Source organism: Streptomyces sp. CB01580, from assembly GCF_001905795.1.
GTDB lineage: Bacteria > Actinomycetota > Actinomycetes > Streptomycetales > Streptomycetaceae > Streptomyces.
Map to the genome: position 1 here is coordinate 53,766 of NZ_LIXJ01000009.1, position 18,685 is coordinate 72,450.

17 protein-coding genes are annotated in these 18,685 nt (G+C 69.7%); 6 read left to right on the plus strand and 11 right to left on the minus strand.

Annotated elements, in window-relative coordinates; genetic code table 11:
* Nucleotides 1–9: 9 nt before the first annotated feature.
* The 11 genes from nuoK to AMK22_RS15565 are packed head-to-tail and all read right to left on the minus strand — an operon-like array spanning nucleotide 10 to nucleotide 10,976.
* Entirely contained in the window at nucleotides 10–309 is a 300-nt protein-coding gene (gene nuoK, locus AMK22_RS15515; protein WP_073785426.1) for an NADH-quinone oxidoreductase subunit NuoK, read from the minus strand.
* On the minus strand, nucleotides 306–1,202 hold the full coding sequence (locus AMK22_RS15520; protein ID WP_073785428.1) for an NADH-quinone oxidoreductase subunit J: 897 nt from the start codon (nucleotides 1,200–1,202) through the stop codon (nucleotides 306–308). Before AMK22_RS15520 ends, nuoK begins: the two co-directional genes overlap by 4 nt.
* Complete coding sequence (nuoI, locus tag AMK22_RS15525) at nucleotides 1,199–1,846, minus strand: NADH-quinone oxidoreductase subunit NuoI (protein ID WP_073785430.1); 648 nt, start codon at nucleotides 1,844–1,846, stop codon at nucleotides 1,199–1,201. The genes AMK22_RS15520 and nuoI overlap by 4 nt, the downstream gene beginning before the upstream one ends.
* On the minus strand, nucleotides 1,839–3,242 hold the full coding sequence (nuoH, locus tag AMK22_RS15530; RefSeq protein WP_073785432.1) for an NADH-quinone oxidoreductase subunit NuoH: 1,404 nt from the start codon (nucleotides 3,240–3,242) through the stop codon (nucleotides 1,839–1,841). The genes nuoI and nuoH overlap by 8 nt, the downstream gene beginning before the upstream one ends.
* On the minus strand, nucleotides 3,239–5,752 hold the full coding sequence (locus AMK22_RS15535) for an NADH-quinone oxidoreductase subunit G (RefSeq protein ID WP_073785434.1): 2,514 nt from the start codon (nucleotides 5,750–5,752) through the stop codon (nucleotides 3,239–3,241). The genes nuoH and AMK22_RS15535 overlap by 4 nt, the downstream gene beginning before the upstream one ends.
* Nucleotides 5,749–7,125 carry an NADH-quinone oxidoreductase subunit NuoF gene (nuoF, locus tag AMK22_RS15540; protein ID WP_073785436.1) on the minus strand — a complete coding sequence of 459 codons (1,377 nt, stop codon included), beginning with the start codon at nucleotides 7,123–7,125 and terminating at the stop codon, nucleotides 5,749–5,751. The genes AMK22_RS15535 and nuoF overlap by 4 nt, the downstream gene beginning before the upstream one ends.
* Nucleotides 7,125–7,946 (minus strand): NADH-quinone oxidoreductase subunit NuoE, encoded by an 822-nt coding sequence (gene nuoE / locus AMK22_RS15545; RefSeq protein WP_073785438.1) that lies wholly within the window; start codon nucleotides 7,944–7,946, stop codon nucleotides 7,125–7,127. The genes nuoF and nuoE overlap by 1 nt, the downstream gene beginning before the upstream one ends.
* Nucleotides 7,947–7,975: 29 nt before the next feature.
* A complete protein-coding gene (locus AMK22_RS15550; protein ID WP_073785440.1) occupies nucleotides 7,976–9,322 on the minus strand; it encodes an NADH-quinone oxidoreductase subunit D in 1,347 nt (448 codons plus the stop codon).
* Nucleotides 9,322–10,047, minus strand: coding sequence for an NADH-quinone oxidoreductase subunit C (locus AMK22_RS15555; RefSeq protein ID WP_073785442.1), 726 nt, complete (start codon nucleotides 10,045–10,047; stop codon nucleotides 9,322–9,324). The genes AMK22_RS15550 and AMK22_RS15555 overlap by 1 nt, the downstream gene beginning before the upstream one ends.
* Complete coding sequence (locus AMK22_RS15560) at nucleotides 10,044–10,598, minus strand: NuoB/complex I 20 kDa subunit family protein (RefSeq protein WP_073785444.1); 555 nt, start codon at nucleotides 10,596–10,598, stop codon at nucleotides 10,044–10,046. The genes AMK22_RS15555 and AMK22_RS15560 overlap by 4 nt, the downstream gene beginning before the upstream one ends.
* A gap of 18 nt (nucleotides 10,599–10,616) precedes the next feature.
* Nucleotides 10,617–10,976: an NADH-quinone oxidoreductase subunit A gene (locus tag AMK22_RS15565; RefSeq protein WP_031093067.1), complete on the minus strand. Its 360-nt coding sequence runs from the start codon at nucleotides 10,974–10,976 to the stop codon at nucleotides 10,617–10,619.
* Nucleotides 10,977–11,884: 908 nt separating this feature from the next.
* Between AMK22_RS15565 and AMK22_RS15570 the strand changes: the two genes are divergently transcribed.
* The 6 genes from AMK22_RS15570 (at nucleotide 11,885) to AMK22_RS15595 (ending at nucleotide 18,535) form a co-directional block, all read left to right on the plus strand.
* On the plus strand, nucleotides 11,885–12,733 hold the full coding sequence (locus AMK22_RS15570; protein WP_073785446.1) for a C40 family peptidase: 849 nt from the start codon (nucleotides 11,885–11,887) through the stop codon (nucleotides 12,731–12,733).
* 239 nt (nucleotides 12,734–12,972) lie between these two features.
* Entirely contained in the window at nucleotides 12,973–14,349 is a 1,377-nt protein-coding gene (locus AMK22_RS15575; protein WP_073785448.1) for an acyltransferase family protein, read from the plus strand.
* Nucleotides 14,350–14,519: 170 nt separating this feature from the next.
* Nucleotides 14,520–15,524, plus strand: coding sequence for a YdcF family protein (locus AMK22_RS15580; protein WP_073785678.1), 1,005 nt, complete (start codon nucleotides 14,520–14,522; stop codon nucleotides 15,522–15,524).
* A 189-nt stretch (nucleotides 15,525–15,713) separates the two neighbouring features.
* Complete coding sequence (locus tag AMK22_RS15585) at nucleotides 15,714–16,568, plus strand: helix-turn-helix domain-containing protein (RefSeq protein ID WP_073785450.1); 855 nt, start codon at nucleotides 15,714–15,716, stop codon at nucleotides 16,566–16,568.
* Between the two features lie 11 nt (nucleotides 16,569–16,579).
* Nucleotides 16,580–16,780 (plus strand): DUF397 domain-containing protein, encoded by a 201-nt coding sequence (locus AMK22_RS15590; protein ID WP_073785451.1) that lies wholly within the window; start codon nucleotides 16,580–16,582, stop codon nucleotides 16,778–16,780.
* A gap of 462 nt (nucleotides 16,781–17,242) precedes the next feature.
* On the plus strand, nucleotides 17,243–18,535 hold the full coding sequence (locus AMK22_RS15595; protein WP_242433987.1) for an MraY family glycosyltransferase: 1,293 nt from the start codon (nucleotides 17,243–17,245) through the stop codon (nucleotides 18,533–18,535).
* Nucleotides 18,536–18,685 lie beyond the last annotated feature (150 nt).

The window sequence follows — 18,685 nt, forward strand, 5'->3', positions numbered from 1 at the left end:
AACGTCCCCTTACAGCTTCATCAGGCCGGCGTCGTCGACCGAGGCCGAGTGGCGGGAACGGAACACCGACACGATGATCGCGAGCCCCACCACGACCTCGGCGGCGGCGACGACCATCGTGAAGAACGCGATGATCTGGCCGTCGAGGTTGCCGTGCATCCGGGAGAAGGTCACCAGCGCGAGGTTGCAGGCGTTGAGCATCAGCTCCACGCACATGAACAGCACGATCGCGTTCCGCCGGATCAGCACCCCGGCCGCGCCGATGGTGAACAACAGGGCGGCGAGATAGAGGTAGTTGACCGGATTCACTTGGCGACCTCCTCTGTTTCGTTGTCGCTGCCGTCGTTGTTCCGGCCGCGCGACCCGCCGCCGCGGCCCTCGTCCTCGCGCCCCTCGCCCCCGCGGCCGAGCCGCTCCTCGGAGCGCTGCTCCAGCGCCCTGAGCTGTTCCAGGGACTCGCCCGACACGTCGCGGATCTGGCCGCGCTCGCGCAGGGTCCGCATGACGGTGAGCTCGGCCGGGGTGCCGTCCGGGAGCAGACCCGGGATGTCCACGGCGTTGTGCCGGGCGTAGACGCCGGGGGCGGGCAGCGGCGGCAACTGCTCCCCGCCGCGCACCCTGGCCTCGGACAACTCCCGCTGGGTACGGGCGCGTTCGGTGCGCTCCCGGTGGGTGAGCACCATCGCGCCGACCGTCGCCGTGATCAGCAGGGCGCCGGTGATCTCGAAGGCGAAGACGTACTTGGTGAAGATGAGGGCGGCCAGCCCCTCGACGTTCCCGCCGTGTGCGGAGTTGGCCGCGCCGAGCCCGTTGAAGCTGTTCAGCGAGGCGTTGCCGATGCCCGCGATCAGCAGGACGCCGAAGCCGATCCCGCAGGCCGCGGCCAGCCAGCGCTGTCCCTTGATGGTCTCCTTCAGCGAGTCGGCGGCCGTGACACCGACGAGCATGACGACGAAGAGGAACAGCATCATGATCGCGCCGGTGTAGACGACGATCTGGACGATGCCGAGGAAGTAGGCGCCGTTGGCGAGATAGAACACCGCCAGGACGATCATGGTCCCGGCGAGGCTCAGCGCGCTGTGCACGGCTTTTTTCATCAGTACGGTGGACAGCGCGCCGATCACGGCGACGATGCCCAGCAGCCAGAACTGGACGGCCTCACCGGTCGAGGTCTGCGAGGCCGCCGCGGCCAGGAGCATCATGCGTCCACCTCCCGCGCCGAGCCGTCGTTCCCACGGCCGTCGCTCGTCCCGGACGCCTCGTCGATGGGCTTCTCGCCCTTGGAGACGGCGGCCTGACGCACCGTGCCGGGCGCGGCCTCGGTGACCAGGCCCCGGTAGTAGTCCTGCTCGTCCATCCCCGGGTAGATCGCGTGCGGGGTGTCGACCATGCCCTCCTCCAGGCCTGCGAGCAGTTCGTCCTTGGTGTAGATGAGGCTCGCGCGGGAGGTGTTGGCGAGCTCGAACTCGTTGGTCATCGTGAGCGCCCGGGTCGGGCACGCCTCGATGCACAGCCCGCACAGGATGCAGCGCGCGTAGTTGATCTGGTAGACGCGGCCGTATCGCTCGCCCGGGGAGTAGCGCTCCTCGTCCGTGTTGTCCGCGCCCTCCACGTAGATGGCGTCCGCCGGGCAGGCCCAGGCGCACAGCTCGCAGCCGATGCACTTCTCCAGGCCGTCCGGGTGACGGTTGAGCTGATGCCGGCCGTGGAAGCGCGGCGCCGTCACCTTCCGTGTCTCCGGATACTGCTCCGTCAGCCGCTTCTTGAACATGGCCTTGAAGGTCACGCCGAAGCCGGCGACGGGGTTCTGGAACTTCTCCCCCGAGGGCTCCTTCGACTCAGACACCGTCAGCCTCCTTTCCGTCACTCGAATCTCCGTCACTCTCAGTATCCGATCCACCACTGACAACGAGCTGCCGTTCGCCCCGCGGCCTGCGGCGCGGCACCGGCGGCAGGGTCTGTCCGGGCAGCGGCGGCACCGGGAATCCGCCCGCCATCGGGTCGAACTCGGGCTCCGGCCCGGCCTTCGCCGCCTCGGCCCGGCCCTTCTTGTCGCGGAAGACGTCCGCGACGAAGGAGAGCAGCAGGACCGCGATCACGGCCCCGGCCACGTACAGCACGATCCGCGTGAAGTCGTAGCCGTCGTTGCGCAGTGCCCGCACGGTGGCGACCAGCATCAGCCAGACCACGGACACCGGGATCAGGACCTTCCAGCCGAGCTTCATCAGCTGGTCGTAGCGGACCCGGGGCAGCGTGCCGCGCAGCCAGATGAAGAAGAACAGCAGCAGCTGGACCTTGAGGACGAACCAGAGCATCGGCCACCAGCCGTGGTTCGCGCCCTCCCAGAAGGTGCTGATGGGCCACGGGGCCCGCCAGCCGCCGAGGAACAGGGTGGTGGAGACCGCGGAGACGGTCACCATGTTCACGTACTCGGCGAGCATGAACATCGCGAACTTGATCGACGAGTACTCGGTGTTGAACCCGCCGACCAGGTCGCCCTCGGACTCCGGCATGTCGAACGGCGCCCGGTTGGTCTCGCCGACCATCGTGACGATGTAGACGAGGAACGACACCGGCAGCAGCAGGATGAACCAGCGATCCTGCTGCGCCTCCACGATCTTCGAGGTCGACATCGACCCGGAGTAGAGGAAGACCGAGGCGAACGCGGCGCCCATCGCGATCTCGTAACTGATCATCTGGGCGCAGGAACGCAGCCCGCCGAGGAGCGGGTACGTCGAACCGGAGGACCAGCCCGCCAGCACGATGCCGTAGATCCCGACCGAGGCGACCGCGAGGATGTAGAGCATCGCGATCGGCAGGTCGGTGAGCTGCATCGCCGTGCGCTGCCCGAAGATCGAGACCTCGTTGCCGGGCGGGCCGAAGGGGATCACGGCGATCGCCATGAACGCCGGGATGGCGGCGACGATCGGCGCGAGCACGTACACGATCTTGTCGGCGCGCTTGACGACGACGTCTTCCTTCAGCATCAGCTTCACGCCGTCGGCGAGCGACTGGAGCATGCCCCAGGGCCCGTTCCGGTTGGGGCCGATGCGCAGTTGCATCCAGGCGACGACCTTGCGCTCCCACACGATGGAGAACAGCACGGTCACCATCAGGAACGCGAAGCAGAACACCGCCTTGACGACGACCAGCCACCATGGGTCGGTGCCGAACATCGACAGGTTCTCGGCGGCGAGCACCGGTTCGTGCGGTGCCGCGGCCAGTTGAGCGAAGGCAGTCACGCCCCCACCTCCGGTGTGGTGTCGTCGGTGCCCGGTGCGGCGGGGCCGATCCGGACCAGGCCGCCGGGCCGGGCGCCGGTGTCGGCCGGGACGCCCCGCCCTACGGAGTTCAGCGGCACCCAGACCACCCGGTCCGGCATGTCGGTGATCTTCAACGGGAGTTCGACGCGGCCCGCCGGGCCACTCACGGCCAGCAGGTCGCCGTCCTCGACACCCGTCTCGGCTGCGGTGGCGGCGGAGAGCCGGGCGACCGAGGCGTGCCGGGTGCCGGCCAGCGCGTCGTCGCCCTCCTGGAGTCGGCCCAGGTCGAGCAGCATCCGGTGGCCCGCCAGGACCGCCTCGCCGTCGCCGGGCCGGGGCAGCGGCCGGGTCGGCTCGTCCGGGTCCTCGGCGTGCGCACCGCTCCAGCCGCCGAGCCGGTCCAGCTCGCGGCGTACGGACCTCAGGTCCGGCAGCGCGAGCGGGGCGCCCATCGCGTCGGCCAGCATGTGCAGCACCCGGGCGTCGGTCGGCGGGAGCGTCCGCGTCATCTGCTCGGGCTTCAGCGCCGCCTCGAACGGCCGGGCCCTGCCCTCCCAGTTGAGGAAGGTCCCGGCCTTCTCGGCGACCGCGGCGACCGGCAGGACCACGTCGGCCCGCTCGGTGACCTCGCTCGGCCGCAGCTCCAGCGAGACCAGGAAGCCGACCCCGTCCAGGGCCTCCAGGGCCCGCGCCGGGTCCGGCAGATCGGCCGGCTCGACCCCGGCGACGAGCAGCGCGCCCAGCTCGCCGGTGGCCGCGGCCTGAAGGATCTGGCCGGTGTCGCGGCCGAAGCCGGAGGGCAGTTCGGCGACGCCCCACACGGCCGCCACCTCGTCCCGGGCGCGCGGGTCGGTCGCGGGGCGCCCGCCGGGCAGCAGCGACGGCAGCAGGCCCGCCTCGATCGCGCCGCGCTCACCGGCCCGGCGCGGGATCCACACCAGCTTCGCCCCGGTCGCCGTCGCGGCCCGCACCGCGGCGGTCAGCCCGCCCGGCACGGCGGCCAGCCGCTCGCCGACCACGATCACGGCCCCGTCGCCGCGCAGCGCCTCGGCCGCCGCGGCCCCGTCGCCGTCGAGCCCGACGCCGCCCGCGAGGGCGTCCAGCCACTCGGTCTCGGTGCCGGGCGCGGCCGGCAGCAGCGTGCCGCCCGCCTTCGTGAGGCCGCGGGTGGCGTGCGAGGCGATGGCCCAGGTGCGCAGGCCGTGCTTGCGCATCGCCTTGCGCAGCCGCAGGAAGACGCCGGGCGACTCCTCCTCCGCCTCGAAGCCGACGAGCAGCACCGCCGGGGCCTTCTCCAGCGAGGCGTAGGTGACGCCCGTGCTTCCCGGTTCCAGGTCCCGGCCGCGTCCGGCGACGCGGGCGGCCAGGAAGTCGGCCTCCTCGCCGCTGTGCGCGCGGGCCCGGAAGTCGACGTCATTGGTGTCGAGGACGACCCGGGCGAACTTGCCGTACGCGTACGCGTCCTCGACGGTCAGCCGGCCGCCGGTCAGGACGCCCGCCCGGCCGCGCGCGGCGGCGAGCCCGGTGGCCGCGGCGGCCAGGGCCTCGGGCCAGCTCGCCGGTTCCAGCACCCCGTCGGCGCTGCGCACCAGCGGGGTGGTGAGCCGGTCGCGCTGCTGCGCGTAGCGGAAGGCGAAGCGGCCCTTGTCGCAGATCCACTCCTCGTTGACCTCGGGGTCGTCGGCGGCGAGCCGCCGCATGACCTTGCCGCGCCGGTGGTCGGTGCGGGTGGCGCAGCCGCCCGCGCAGTGTTCGCACACCGACGGCGACGACACCAGGTCGAAGGGGCGGGAACGGAACCGGTACGCGGCCGAGGTCAGCGCCCCGACCGGGCAGATCTGGATGGTGTTCCCGGAGAAGTACGACTCGAACGGGTCGCCCTCCCCCGTGCCGACCTGCTGGAGCGCGCCACGTTCGATCAGCTCGATCATGGGGTCGCCCGCCACCTGGTTGGAGAACCGGGTGCAGCGGGCGCAGAGCACGCACCGCTCACGGTCCAGCAGCACCTGGGTGGAGATCGGGACGGGCTTCTCGTACGTCCGCTTCTTCCCGTCGAAGCGGGATTCGGCGTCGCCGTGCGACATCGCCTGGTTCTGCAGCGGGCACTCGCCGCCCTTGTCGCAGACCGGGCAGTCCAGCGGGTGGTTGATGAGCAGCAGCTCCATCACACCCTTCTGCGCCTTCTCCGCGACGGGCGAGGTGAGCTGGGTGCGCACCACCATGCCGTCGGTGCAGGTGATGGTGCAGGACGCCATCGGCTTGCGCTGGCCCTCGACCTCGACGATGCACTGCCGGCAGGCGCCGGCCGGGTCGAGGAGCGGGTGGTCGCAGAAGCGCGGGATCTCGATGCCGAGGAGTTCGGCGGCGCGGATGACCAGGGTGCCCTTGGGCACGCTGATCTCGATGCCGTCGATCGTCAGTGTGACGAGGTCCTCGGGCGGGACGGCCGCCTCGCCGCCCCCGGTGGGCGCGCTCGTGGTGACGGTCATGCGTTCACCCCCTGGTGAGCGGTCTTGTCGTCGGCCCAGGCGGTCGACCTGGCGGGATCGAAGGGGCAGCCCCTGCCCGTGATGTGCTGCTCGTACTCCTCGCGGAAGTACTTCAGCGAGGAGAAGATCGGCGAGGCGGCGCCGTCGCCGAGGGCGCAGAAGGACTTGCCGTTGATGTTGTCGGCGATGTCGTTCAGCTTGTCGAGGTCGTCCGCCCGGCCCTTGCCCGCTTCGATGTCGCGGAGCAACTGGACGAGCCAGTACGTCCCTTCGCGGCAGGGCGTGCACTTGCCGCAGGACTCGTGGGCGTAGAACTCGGTCCAGCGGGTGACGGCCCGCACCACGCAGGTCGTCTCGTCGAAGCACTGGAGCGCCTTGGTGCCGAGCATGGACCCGGCGGCGCCGACGCCCTCGTAGTCGAGCGGTACGTCGAGGTGTTCGTCGGTGAACATCGGGGTGGAGGACCCGCCGGGGGTCCAGAACTTCAGCCGGTGCCCGGGACGCATGCCGCCGCTCATGTCGAGCAGCTGGCGCAGCGTGATGCCGAGCGGAGCCTCGTACTGGCCGGGGCTCGCGACGTGTCCGCTGAGCGAGTACAGCGTGAAGCCCGGGGACTTCTCGGTCCCCATGGCCGTGAACCAGTCCTTGCCGTTGTTCAGGATCGCGGGAACCGAGGCGATGGACTCGACGTTGTTCACCACGGTGGGGCAGGCGTACAGACCGGCGACCGCGGGGAAGGGGGGTCGCAGCCGGGGCTGGCCGCGCCGTCCTTCGAGCGAGTCGAGCAGGGCGGTCTCCTCGCCGCAGATGTACGCGCCCGCGCCCGCGTGGACGGTGAGTTCCAGGTCGAGCCCGGGGCCGAGGGCGTCCTTGCCGAGGTATCCCGCCGCGTACGCCTCGCGCACGGCCTCGTGCAACCGCCGCAGTACGGGGACGACCTCACCGCGCAGGTAGATGAAGGCGTGCGCGGAACGGATCGCGTAGCAGGCGATCACGATGCCCTCGATGAGGGCGTGCGGGTTGGCGAAGAGGAGCGGGATGTCCTTGCAGGTGCCGGGTTCCGACTCGTCGGCGTTGACGACGAGGTAGTGCGGTTTGCCGTCGCCCTGCGGGATGAACTGCCACTTCATGCCGGTGGGGAAACCGGCCCCGCCGCGCCCGCGCAGCCCGGATTCCTTCACGTACGCGATGAGGTCGTCCGGGGGCATGGCGAGGGCCTTGCGCAGCCCTTCGTAGCCGCCGTGGCGCCGGTAGGTCTCCAGGGTCCAGGAGCGCGGTTCGTCCCAGAAGGCGGAGAGGACGGGGGCGAGCAGCTTCTCGGGGTCTCCCCCGCCGCCGCTGCCGTTGTCGCTGAGCTGGGTGGCCAACGTCATCACGCTCCCTCCTCGGCCGTGGGGCCTGCCGGGTGGTCCGGATCGGAGGCCGAGGTCGGCTGCGGTGCGTCCTGGGAACCGAGGTGCTCGGACGGCGACGGGTCGTGCGGCTGGTCACCGCGCGGGCTCTCGCCGCGGGGGGCGACGACGCGCGGGTGCGGTTCCTCGCCCCGGGCGAGCCGGAGCCCGGCGAGCGAGGCGGGCCCGGCGCCGCCGGACGCCTCGACGGCGCCGGGGCGCTCGTCGGGGAAGCCGGCCAGGATCCGGGCGGTCTCCTTGTACGTGCACAGGGGCGCGCCCCGGGTGGGTTCTGCACCGCGTCCGGCGATGAGGTCGTCGACCAGGCGGGTCGCGCTCTCGGGCGTCTGGTTGTCGAAGAACTCCCAGTTGACCATCACCACGGGGGCGAAGTCGCAGGCGGCGTTGCACTCGATGTGTTCGAGGGTGATCTTGCCGTCCTCGGTGGTCTCGCCGTTGCCGACGCCGAGGTGCTCCCCCAGCCGCTCGAAGATCGCGTCGCCGCCCATCACCGCGCACAGGGTGTTGGTGCAGACGCCGACCTGGTAGTCGCCGCTCGGCCCGCGCCGGTACATGGTGTAGAAGGTGGCGACGGCGGTGACCTCGGCGGTGGTCAGGCCGAGCATCTCGGCGCAGAACGCCATGCCGGTGCGGGAGACGTGGCCCTCCTCCGACTGCACGAGGTGCAGCAGCGGCAGCAGTGCGGACCGGCTGCCGGGGTAGCGGGCGATCACCTCCTTCGCGTCCGCCTCGAGCCTGGCGCGCACCTCGTCCGGGTAGGCGGGTGCGGGGAGCTGCGGCATCCCCAGACTGACTTCCTGGCGTGCTTCGGTCACCGGTCGACGCCTCCCATCACGGGGTCGATGGACGCGACGGCGACGATGACGTCGGCGACCTGGCCGCCCTCGCACATCGCCGCCATGGCCTGGAGGTTGGTGAAGGACGGGTCGCGGAAGTGGACCCTGTAGGGGCGGGTGCCGCCGTCCGATACGACGTGCACGCCGAGTTCGCCCTTGGGTGATTCGACGGCGGTGTACGTCTGACCGGCGGGGACGCGGAAGCCCTCGGTCACCAGCTTGAAGTGGTGGATCAGGGCCTCCATGGAGGTGCCCATGATCTTCTTGATGTGGTCGAGCGAGTTGCCGAGCCCGTCGGGGCCGAGCGCGAGCTGTGCGGGCCAGGCGATCTTCTTGTCGGCGACCATGACCGGTCCGGGTTCGAGCCGGTCGATGCACTGCTCGACGATCCGCAGCGACTGACGCATCTCCTCCAGGCGGATGAGGAAGCGGCCGTAGGCGTCGCAGCTGTCGGCGGTGGGGACGTCGAACTCGTACGTCTCGTATCCGCAGTACGGGTCCGTCCTGCGCAGGTCGTGCGGGAGTCCGGCGGAGCGCAGGATCGGGCCGGTGGCGCCGAGTGCCATGCAGCCGGTCAGGTCGAGGTAGCCGACGTCCTGCATGCGGGCCTTGAAGATGGGGTTGCCGGTGGCGAGCTTGTCGTACTCCGGCAGGTTCCTCTTCATGGTCTTCACGAACTCGCGGAGCTGGTCGATCGCCCCGGGCGGCAGGTCCTGGGCGAGTCCGCCGGGCCGGATGAACGCGTGGTTCATGCGCAGGCCGGTGATCAGCTCGAAGAGGTCGAGGACGAGCTCGCGGTCGCGGAACCCGTAGATCATGATCGTGGTGGCGCCGAGCTCCATGCCGCCGGTGGCGATGCACACCAGGTGCGAGGAGATCCGGTTGAGCTCCATCAGCAGCACGCGCAGGACGGTGGCCCGGTCGGGGATCTGGTCCTCGATGCCGAGGAGCTTCTCGACGCCGAGGCAGTACGCCGCCTCGTTGAAGAACGGCGTCAGGTAGTCCATGCGCGTCACGAACGTGGTGCCCTGGGTCCAGCTCCGGAATTCGAGGTTCTTCTCGATGCCGGTGTGGAGGTAGCCGATGCCGCAGCGGGCCTCGGTGACGGTCTCGCCGTCGATCTCCAGGATCAGCCGCAGCACCCCGTGCGTGGACGGGTGCTGGGGGCCCATGTTGACGATGATGCGTTCGTCGTCGGACTTGACCGCCGACTCGGCGATCTCGTCCCAGTCGCCGCCGGTGACCGTGTACACGGTCCCCTCGGTCGTGGCACGGGAGTCCGACAGGGGCGTCCCGGGAGGCGTTGCGTGGGGAGTAGACATCAGGAGTACGACCTCCGCTGGTCCGGAGCCGGGATCTGGGCGCCCTTGTACTCGACGGCGATGCCGCCGAGCGGGTAGTCCTTGCGCTGCGGGAAGCCCTGCCAGTCGTCCGGCATCATGATCCGGGTGAGGGCGGGGTGCCCGTCGAAGACGAGCCCGAAGAAGTCGTACGTCTCGCGCTCGTGCCAGTCGTTGGTCGGGTAGACCGCGACGAGCGACGGGATGTGCGGGTCGCTGTCCGGGGCCGACACCTCCAGGCGGATCAGCCGGCCGTGGGTGATCGAGCGCAGGTGGTAGACGGCGTGCAGCTCGCGGCCCTTGTCGCCGAGGAAGTGGACGCCGCTCACGCCGGTGCACAGCTCGAAGCGGAGCGCCGGGTCGTCGCGCAGCGTGCGGGCCACCCGGACGAGGTGTTCGCGGGCGATGTGGAAGGTGAGTTCGCCGCGGTCGACGACGGTCTTCTCGATGGCGTTGGCGGGCAGCAGGTCCTGCTCCTCCAGGGCCCCTTCGAGTTCGTCGGCCACCTCGTCGAACCAGCCGCCGTAGGGGCGGGACGAGGCGCCGGGCAGCGCCACGGTGCGGACGAGGCCGCCGTAGCCGGAGGTGTCGCCGCCGTTGTTCGCGCCGAACATGCCCCTGCGTACGCCGATGACCTCGCCGCTCTCGTCGCGAGGTGCGGGCAGGCCGTCCGCGCCGCCGCGCTCGTGGCCGTGGTTCTCGCTCATCGCAGCAGCCCCTTCATCTCGATCAGGGGAAGGGCCTTGAGCGCCGCGTCCTCCGCCTCGCGGGCGGCCTCCTCCGCGTTGACCCCGAGCTTGGTGTTCTGGATCTTCTGGTGGAGCTTGAGGATCGCGTCCACCAGCATCTCGGGCCGCGGCGGGCAACCGGGCAAATAGATGTCAACCGGCACAATATGATCAACGCCCTGAACAATGGCGTAGTTATTGAACATTCCGCCCGATGAGGCGCAAACCCCCATGGAGATCACCCACTTGGGGTTGGGCATCTGGTCGTAGACCTGCCGCAGGACGGGCGCCATCTTCTGGCTGACCCGTCCCGCCACGATCATCAGATCCGCCTGGCGCGGAGATCCGCGGAAGACCTCCATCCCGAAACGGGCCAGGTCGTAACGCCCCGCGCCGGTCGTCATCATCTCGATGGCGCAGCAGGCGAGACCGAACGTGGCGGGGAAGACGGAGGACTTCCGCACCCATCCCGCGGCCTGTTCGACGGTGGTCAGCATGAAGCCGCTGGGCAGCTTCTCTTCGAGTCCCATGGTGTGCCCCTCAGCCCCTCAGTCCCATTCCAGGCCGCCGCGACGCCATACGTACGCATAGGCGACGAAGACGGTGAGCACGAAGAGCAGCATCTCCACGAGCCCGAAGATCCCCAGCGCGTCGAAGGTGACCGCCCAGGGATAGAGGAAGACGATCTCGATGTCGAAGACGATGAAGAGCATCGCCGTCAGGTAGTACTTGATGGGGAAGCGGCCGCCGCCGGCCGGAGTGGGGGTGGGTTCGATCCCGCACTCGTACGCTTCGAGCTTCGCCCGGTTGTATCGCCTGGGGCCGATAAGCGTGGCCATGACCACGGAGAAGATCGCAAACCCTGCCCCGAGGGCGCCGAGCACGAGGATGGGCGCGTAGGCATTCACGCTCCTCGCTCCTTCCAGTCGTCCTTGACCGTTGGACCGCATCGGGCGTTTCCGGCTCGCCACCCCATCAAGATCGTGCACATGTGAGGCAGTTCACAAGCCCGACTGCCCCGCATCTTATGCCCGCCGTCCTGTGATCTGCGACACGGGGCAGTAGACGGAGTTTGTGATCTCCACCACCAGGCGAACGATCATGAAGCCGGATGAGGGGCGATCTTTTCACTCAAAGCGGCAGTGCCGTTACGAGATGTGACATCTGGTGCTGTCATCGCTGGTCAAAGCGTTGTTCCTTTAACAATGGAACGCCTCTGCACGCAAATTGGCAATGGACAGCGATGCATGATATGGGCATCCATCCCACTCCGGACTCACCCGCGCGAGGGGGGCCGTGTGGAGCGAAGTGGACGTGTGCACGCATTCACGATCTTCCGGACGCGGGACGCACGATGCCCGTGAGTCGACGGAGTGCTCGCGGGAGATCCCGCGCGACCGCACCCACGGACCACCCGCACACCCCTCGACCGGCGGCACCCCGAAGCCTCCGCACACCCCTCCGCACCGCCCCGCCGCGCGGGTGGTTCGCACGACCGTCCGCGCGGCCACCCGCACGGATCGCCCACATGGATCGCGCACACCCCGCACGCGGAGATCAGGATGTGACCTGCACCACTCGCCCATCACCCCAAGGAAAGCGGGCTTGGCCAACAGTACGAGTGGATGGTAAGTGGCGGGCATTTCGGACGAATTGGCGAAAGTCCGTGATCACAGCGGTGATCGGGTGCGCCCGATTTGCCCGTTACGGCGTCAATAAGGCTCACCGGAAAGCGGATTCAGAGATTCCGAACGTAACTGTGTCGCAACACACGTTTCTTGATGGGAGCCCCGACGCCCTGATAGCGCTAGTACTCATGTCCCACACCGCTCACATACCCAGCCACCGGAAGCCCCGCCGCAGCGCACCGAAGACGGCGCTGCGCGCCGGAGTTGCCGGTGGCGTCCTCAGCACCATCGCGGTCGCGGGCGCGGCCGGTCCGGCCCAGGCCGAGCCGGTGGCCCGGACGATCGAGATGCCCACCATCACCGACGGCCTCTCCACCGCCGTCGCCGCCTCCGCCCAGGCGACCGAGCAGGTCGCCCAGGACCTTCGGACGCAGGCCCAGCAGGACGAGGCCGCGGCCTCCGCCGCGAAGGCCGCCAAGAAGGCCAAGGCCGAGGCGGTCCGCAAGGCCGAGGCCAAGAAGAAGGCGGAAGCCGCCGCCAAGGCGAAGGCCGAGGCCGCACTGCGCGCCTCGCGCACCCAGGCCCGTACGACGCTCAGCGCGCCCACCGGCGGTTCCCCCGCGAGCACGGCCGTCGCCACCTCGTCCTCCTCTTCCTCTTCCTCTTCCTCGTCGAGCGCGACCGGTTCCGCCGCGTCCGTCGTCTCCTTCGTGAAGGCCCAGGTCGGCGACGCGTACGTGTCCGGTGGCACCGGCCCCAACTCGTGGGACTGCTCCGGCCTCGTCCAGGCCGCGTTCCGCACGGTGGGCGTCGACCTGCCGCGCATCTCGCAGGCCCAGTCCACCGCCGGCACCCAGGTCTCCCTGAGCAACCTTCAGCCGGGCGACATCCTGTACTGGGGCGGCGCGGGCAGCGCGTACCACGTCGCGGTGTACGTGGGCGGCGGCGAGTTCGTCGGCGCGCAGAACTCCAGCACCGGCGTGGTGCAGCGCTCCCTTTCGTACGACCCGCCGTCCGGCGCGGTCCGCGTTCTCTGATTCACAAGCGCGATACGCGCGAAGGGCCGTCGCTCCCCTCCTTGCCCGGGGGCGACGGCCCTTCGCCATGAGCGGGCCGGCCCCTCCCCCGCCCCCGGCCCGGCCGTGACCGCCCTGGGCGCCACGGGTGGGCAGGCGTCGGTGGGGAAGACCCCACCACGGCACCCGGTGCTGACCCCCGGAAGGATTCGGGTGCCCTCTTTACTGTGTGTATCCGCCGCTGATCACACAATAATTGAATGCAGCCGACGCGAGCTCATTCATCAAGTCACGGTCGCGACTCGTTCATAGACATCATCCGAGCGCTGTGCGTGCTTGCTGTCATTTCCCAGCACTGGCTGATGCCGGTCCTTTCCTATGAGAATGGGCATTTGAGCACAGGGAATGCCCTCGCCAGTCCTGGATGGTGGACCCTCACCTGGCTGACGCAGGTCATGCCCATGGTGTTCTTCGCCGGCGGAGCCGCCAATTTCTTCTCGTTCCGAGCCGTGGACTCGGTGCGCGACTGGCTCCGGAGCAGGATCGCCCGCCTCCTGGCGCCGGTCGTCCCCTTGGCCGCCGTATGGCTGCTGTTGCCCCATGTGCTAATAAGCGAAGGTGTGCCTGCTCAACCGGTGCTGATAGCCGGCAAGATCGCCGGTCAGCTGCTCTGGTTCCTCGCCGTCTACCTGCTTGTCATCGCAGCCACTCCGGTCATGTTCAAGCTGTATCACCGGTATGGATGGCGCGTGATCGGAATTCTCGCCGTCTGTTCCCTGACCGTCGACGTATTGCGCTTCGAGGTCAGCCCTGCGATCGGCTATTTGAATGCCTTGTTCGTCTGGCTGGCGGCCCATCAATTCGGCTTCCACTATGCCGACGGCGGCCTGCGCACGTGGACCGATTGGAAATCGTCGGGTCTGGCCGTCGTCGGCTTCGGACTCACCGCGACCGCTGTTCTCCTTGGGCCCTACCCGGCGTCCATGATCGGAATGCCCGGCGCCCCCGTCTCCAACATGAGCCCTCCGACCGCGGTGATGCTGTCGCTGACGATCGGCCAGCTCGGACTGTGGCTGACGCTCAAGCCCGTGATGACGCGACTCGCTGAACGGCCGTTCGCCGTCACCGTCCTGCGGTGGTGCGGGGCCCGCTTCATGACCCTGTATCTCTGGCACATGCCAGCGCTCGTGGTCACCGCGGGAATCTGGGTCGTCGGGCTCGGCTTCGCATCACCGACACCCGGCAGCCCGATGTGGTTCGCCGTGGCTCCGGTGTGGGTCGGCGTCGCGGGGATCTTCCTGGGATGCTTCACCGGACTCTTCGGCCGGTTCGAGATCCGCCGCAGGTCCGGCAGGACGCCGCGTACGAGTCTGCGCAGGGTCGTTCTTGCGGCCGTGCTTTCCTCCTGCGGGCTCCTCGGGCTCGCGGCTCAGGGGTTCATGTCCCCCGGAAACCCGCTGGGGCCGGTGCTCTGGGTACTGATGGTGCTGTCAGGGCTGTTCCTCGTACGGGAGAAGAACATGCCGGGAGCCGTCGACGTGCAATGGTCCCGCACGGTACCCGCCCAGGCGGGTGTCCACCGTGACGGCGCCCGGGCTCTCACGGCACATGCAGGGGGCGAGGGCCTCACGCCCTGAGCGCGACCGGCTCCGCCGCCGTCCGCCGCCTCCTACGTCGAGGCCCGGCGCACCGTCGGCGCCCGGGTCCGCCCGAGCCGCCTTCGAGCCGGGGCGGCGTCCTGTGCCGGGATCGGGACCCCGCCCGCGACCCCGATCCCGGCAGGGCGGAAATGCCTATGATCAGCGACATGCTCAGCTTCGCCCCCGCTCTGGTGTTTCTCTCCGCCTTTGCGATCAGTGTGCGCCAGGACCGCAGAATGTTCCGCAATGCCGTGCTCCTGGGGCTGACCGTCATCAGCGCCGGGGCCGGTCTGCTGCTGAGCCGGCCGGAGCACGCCGGGGCGCTGCTGGTGCTGTACCTCGTCCTTCCCGCGTTCGCCAGCCTCGTCCTGTCGGCGTTCCTGATCGCGAACGGCCTGACGATGGTGCGCAAGGAAGGGCGCAGCCCCGCCAACCTCCTCTCTCTGCTGACCGGGCTGGCGATCATCGCCCTGTACTTCGTGCTGACCGTCCTGGGCCGCAATCCCTCGGCCCTCGCTTCACTCGTTCTGGCGATCCTGCTCATGCTGTGCGCCTACGTCTCCTTCCTCTTCGTCTGCTTTCTCGGCTATGCCTTCCTCTACGGCCGGATCGTCGTGCGCGGGGACGTGGATTTCGTGGTGATGCTGGGGTCGGGGCTGCTCGGCGGTGAGCGGGTCTCCCCGTTGCTGGCCTCGCGCCTGCGCGAGGGGCTGCGGATCCACGATCGGCAGGTGGCACGCGGCGGACGGGCGCCCCGGCTGCTCACGTCCGGCGGCCAGGGACCGGACGAGAAGATGCCGGAGGCCACGGCCATGGCCGGATGGCTGGTGGGGAACGGCGCGCCCGCGGCCCACGTGCTCACCGAGGAGCGCTCCCGCGACACGGAGGAGAACCTCCGTTTCAGCCGCGTGATCATGGAGGCGGAGAAGCCGGACTACACCTGTGTGGTGGTCACCAACAACTTTCACGCGTTCCGCGCCGCGATGACCGCCCGCCGGGAGGGAGTGCGCGGACAGGTGCTGGGCTCCCCCACCGCCCGGTACTTCTGGCCGAGCGCCACCATCCGCGAGTTCGTGGCCGTGCTCTGGGAGAACCGGACCGTCAATCTCGCCATGGCCGCCCTGATGGCCGGACTGGGCCTGCTGCTCACCCTTCCGCAGTGGTGGTCCTGACCGCTCGCTCCTCCAACTCTCCTGAAAGAGCACGGACTTCGCACCACGACGGCTGCCGGGCGGCATCGACGCGAGACCCCTGAGACACATGAGTCCCTCGGAGCAGGATTGCCGTCAGCGCCTCACAACGACCGGGTGGACCGGACCGTCCGCACCGCGCGAGACTGTGCGCGATCAGAGGAAGGTGACATGCCACCGAGGGACAATCCCACCGCACGACAGGTGCGCCTGGGCCGCGAGTTGAGAAAGCTGCGCGAGCAGGCCGGCATGACCGCGCGCGAGGCCGCCGGGCTGATCTCCACCGACCAGGCGAAGATCAGCCATATCGAGGCGGGCCGCATCGGCGTGAGCGAGGAACGGATCCGCCGCCTGGCGAGCTTCTACTCGTGCGACGACTCCGCGTTGATCGACGCGCTGTGCGCCATCGCGCGCGAGCACCGGGGACAGTTCTGGTGGGACGAGTACCGCGGCGTGCTGGCGCCCGGCTTCCTGAACATCGCGGAACTGGAGCATCACGCCCGTTACATGCGCTGCCTCCAGCCCGTGATGGCACCCGGGCTGCTCCAGACCCCGGAGTACGCGCGGGCGCTCTTCGGGGGTGTCCTTCCCAAGCTGCCCGAGGACGAGGTCGAGGCGCGGGTAGAGCACCGGATGCGCAGACAGACCGTGCTCGACCGCGAGGCGCCGCCGAAGTTCGACGTCGTCATCCACGAGGCCGGACTGCGCATGCGGATAGGCGGCCGCAAGGTGGCGCGCGCCCAGTTGGAACGCCTCCTGGAGGCGGCGGACCGGCCGGCGGTGACCCTGCGTGTGATCCCGTTCGCCAGCGAGCAGTTCGTCGAGGCGACGCAGACCGTGCTGTACGCGGGCGGCGTGACACCTCAGCTGGACACCGTCCACATCGATGCCCCGTTCGGCGGGGGCCAGCTGGACGCCGTGGCCGATCTGAACCGGTATCGCGTGCAGCTCGACTTCGCGGAGCAGGCCGGTCTCGACCCCGAGGAGTCGCGCAGCTTCATTCACCACCTCGCTCGCGACCTGTGATAATCCGCGCCATGGACACTCAGATCAGCTGGCAGAAGTCGTCGTTCTCCGGCGGCGGCGGAGAGCAGTGCGTCGAGGTCGCACGGCACGCCGGGGAGATCCTGTTGCGCGAGAGCGACGACCCGCGCGTGGTCACCCGGACGAGCCGCAACGAGTTCGCCGCGCTCGTCCAGGGCGTCAAGGCGGGCGAGTTCGACCACTTCGTCCGTTAGTACGCCGCGCCGTCACATGCGAGAGCCCTTGCCCCTTTCCCCTCCGGGCAGGGGCTCTCGCACGTGACGGACACCTGCACACAGGGGCAGGGTTGCGCCCTGCGTACGTACGACGACAACACGGTCACCGCGCGTCGCCGCCCGTCGGAACCGACCGCCCCACCGGACCCGGCGAACCCGCCGGCTCGCCCGCACCGGCCGTCCGGCCGCCGCCCGCGGAGGCTCGGCATCCGGCCATCCCCGCCCGGCACCCCGCGCTTCCGGAATACGCATGGGTTAGGCTCGGCGGGGCGCAGCGAGGGGCCTCGACCGGGATCCGGAGCCAGGAGCCAGGATCCAGTGCCGCCACGCATCGGACTCGCCGATCGGCCCGTCCCAACCCTGAGCAGCAGCCCCGGAGAAGCGGAACCGGAAGAAGCTGTTCAGGAATCGGCCCGACGTGGCCGGGATGTGAGGCCGCCCGTGCGGGACTACTTGCTCATGCTGTTCATCACGGCGGCGGTGACCCATCTTCTGACCGGCCCGGTGCGGAAGTTCGCCATCGCGATCGGCGCGATGCCGGAGATCCGGGCGCGCGACGTCCACCGCGAGCCCACTCCGCGCCTCGGTGGGATCGCCATGTTCGGCGGGCTGCTGACCGGTTATCTGGTGGGCTCCCATCTGCCGTACATGGAGGAGATCTTCACCCAGAGCTCGACGCCCCGGGCGCTGCTGTCCGGTGCCACGATCATCTGGCTGCTGGGCGTCCTGGACGACAAGTGGGAGCTGGACTCGCTGGTCAAGCTCGGCGGGCAGGTGCTCGCCGCCGGGGTGATGGTGTTCCAGGGTCTGACGATCCTCTGGCTCCCGGTGCCGGGCACCGACGGGTTCTACCTCGCCGACTGGCAGGGCACGCTGCTGACCGTGGGGCTGATCCTGGTCACCATCAACGCGGTCAACTTCGTCGACGGACTCGACGGGCTGTCCGCCGGCACGGTCGGCATCGCGGCGACGGCGTTCTTCCTGTACGCGTACCGGCTCTGGTACGGCTACGGCATCGAGTCGGCCGCCTCCACCACCCTGATCTCCGCGATCCTCGCGGGCATGTGCCTCGGGTTCCTGGTCCACAACTCGCACCCGGCGCGCATCTTCATGGGCGACTCGGGCTCCATGCTGCTCGGACTGCTGATCGCGGGGTGCGCGGTCTCGGTCACGGGCGAGGTCGACCCGAGCCTCCTCAACCAGTCGGTCGACGGCACGGCCGGGTCGGCCGCGATGGTGCCGGTCTACATTCCGCTGCTGCTGCCGCTGTCCGTGATCGCGCTGCCCATCGCCGACCTCGTGCTCGCGGTCGTCCGGCGCACATGGAACGGGAAGTCGCCGTTCGCCGCCGACAAGGGCCACCTCCACCACCGGCTGCTCCAGCTCGGCCACTCGCACCGGCGGGCCGTGCTGCTGATGTACTTCTGGTCGGCGCTGTTCTCGTTCGGAATCGTGGCGTTCTCCGCCCGGGGCGCCAAGTCGTGGATCCTGTACGGCGTCACATGCGTCTGCGCGCTGGGGCTCGTCCTGCTGCTCCAGCCCCGTTACGAGACCGCCCTCGCCCGCCGGCTGGGCTCGCTCACGCCGCGCTGGTACCGGAAGGGCCGGACGCACCTGGCCCCCAAGGACTCCGACGCCGAACGGCACACGGAGACGGACGCCGAACGGCCGCTGCCGCAGGCGGAGGACGACCGCGTGAAGGCGGGGGCGGGCGTCGGCAGCGGCCTCGGGTGATGAAGGCGAGCACCGCGCCCGCGGCGCCGCAGACCACCCCGGTCAGGGCCTGACCGGGGTTCCGGGCCTCGCCGCGCGCGGCCGGCCGACCCTAAAGGCTGCCCGCTCGGAGCACGGCCGTGGCCGGCCCGGACCGGGACGGGGAAGGCC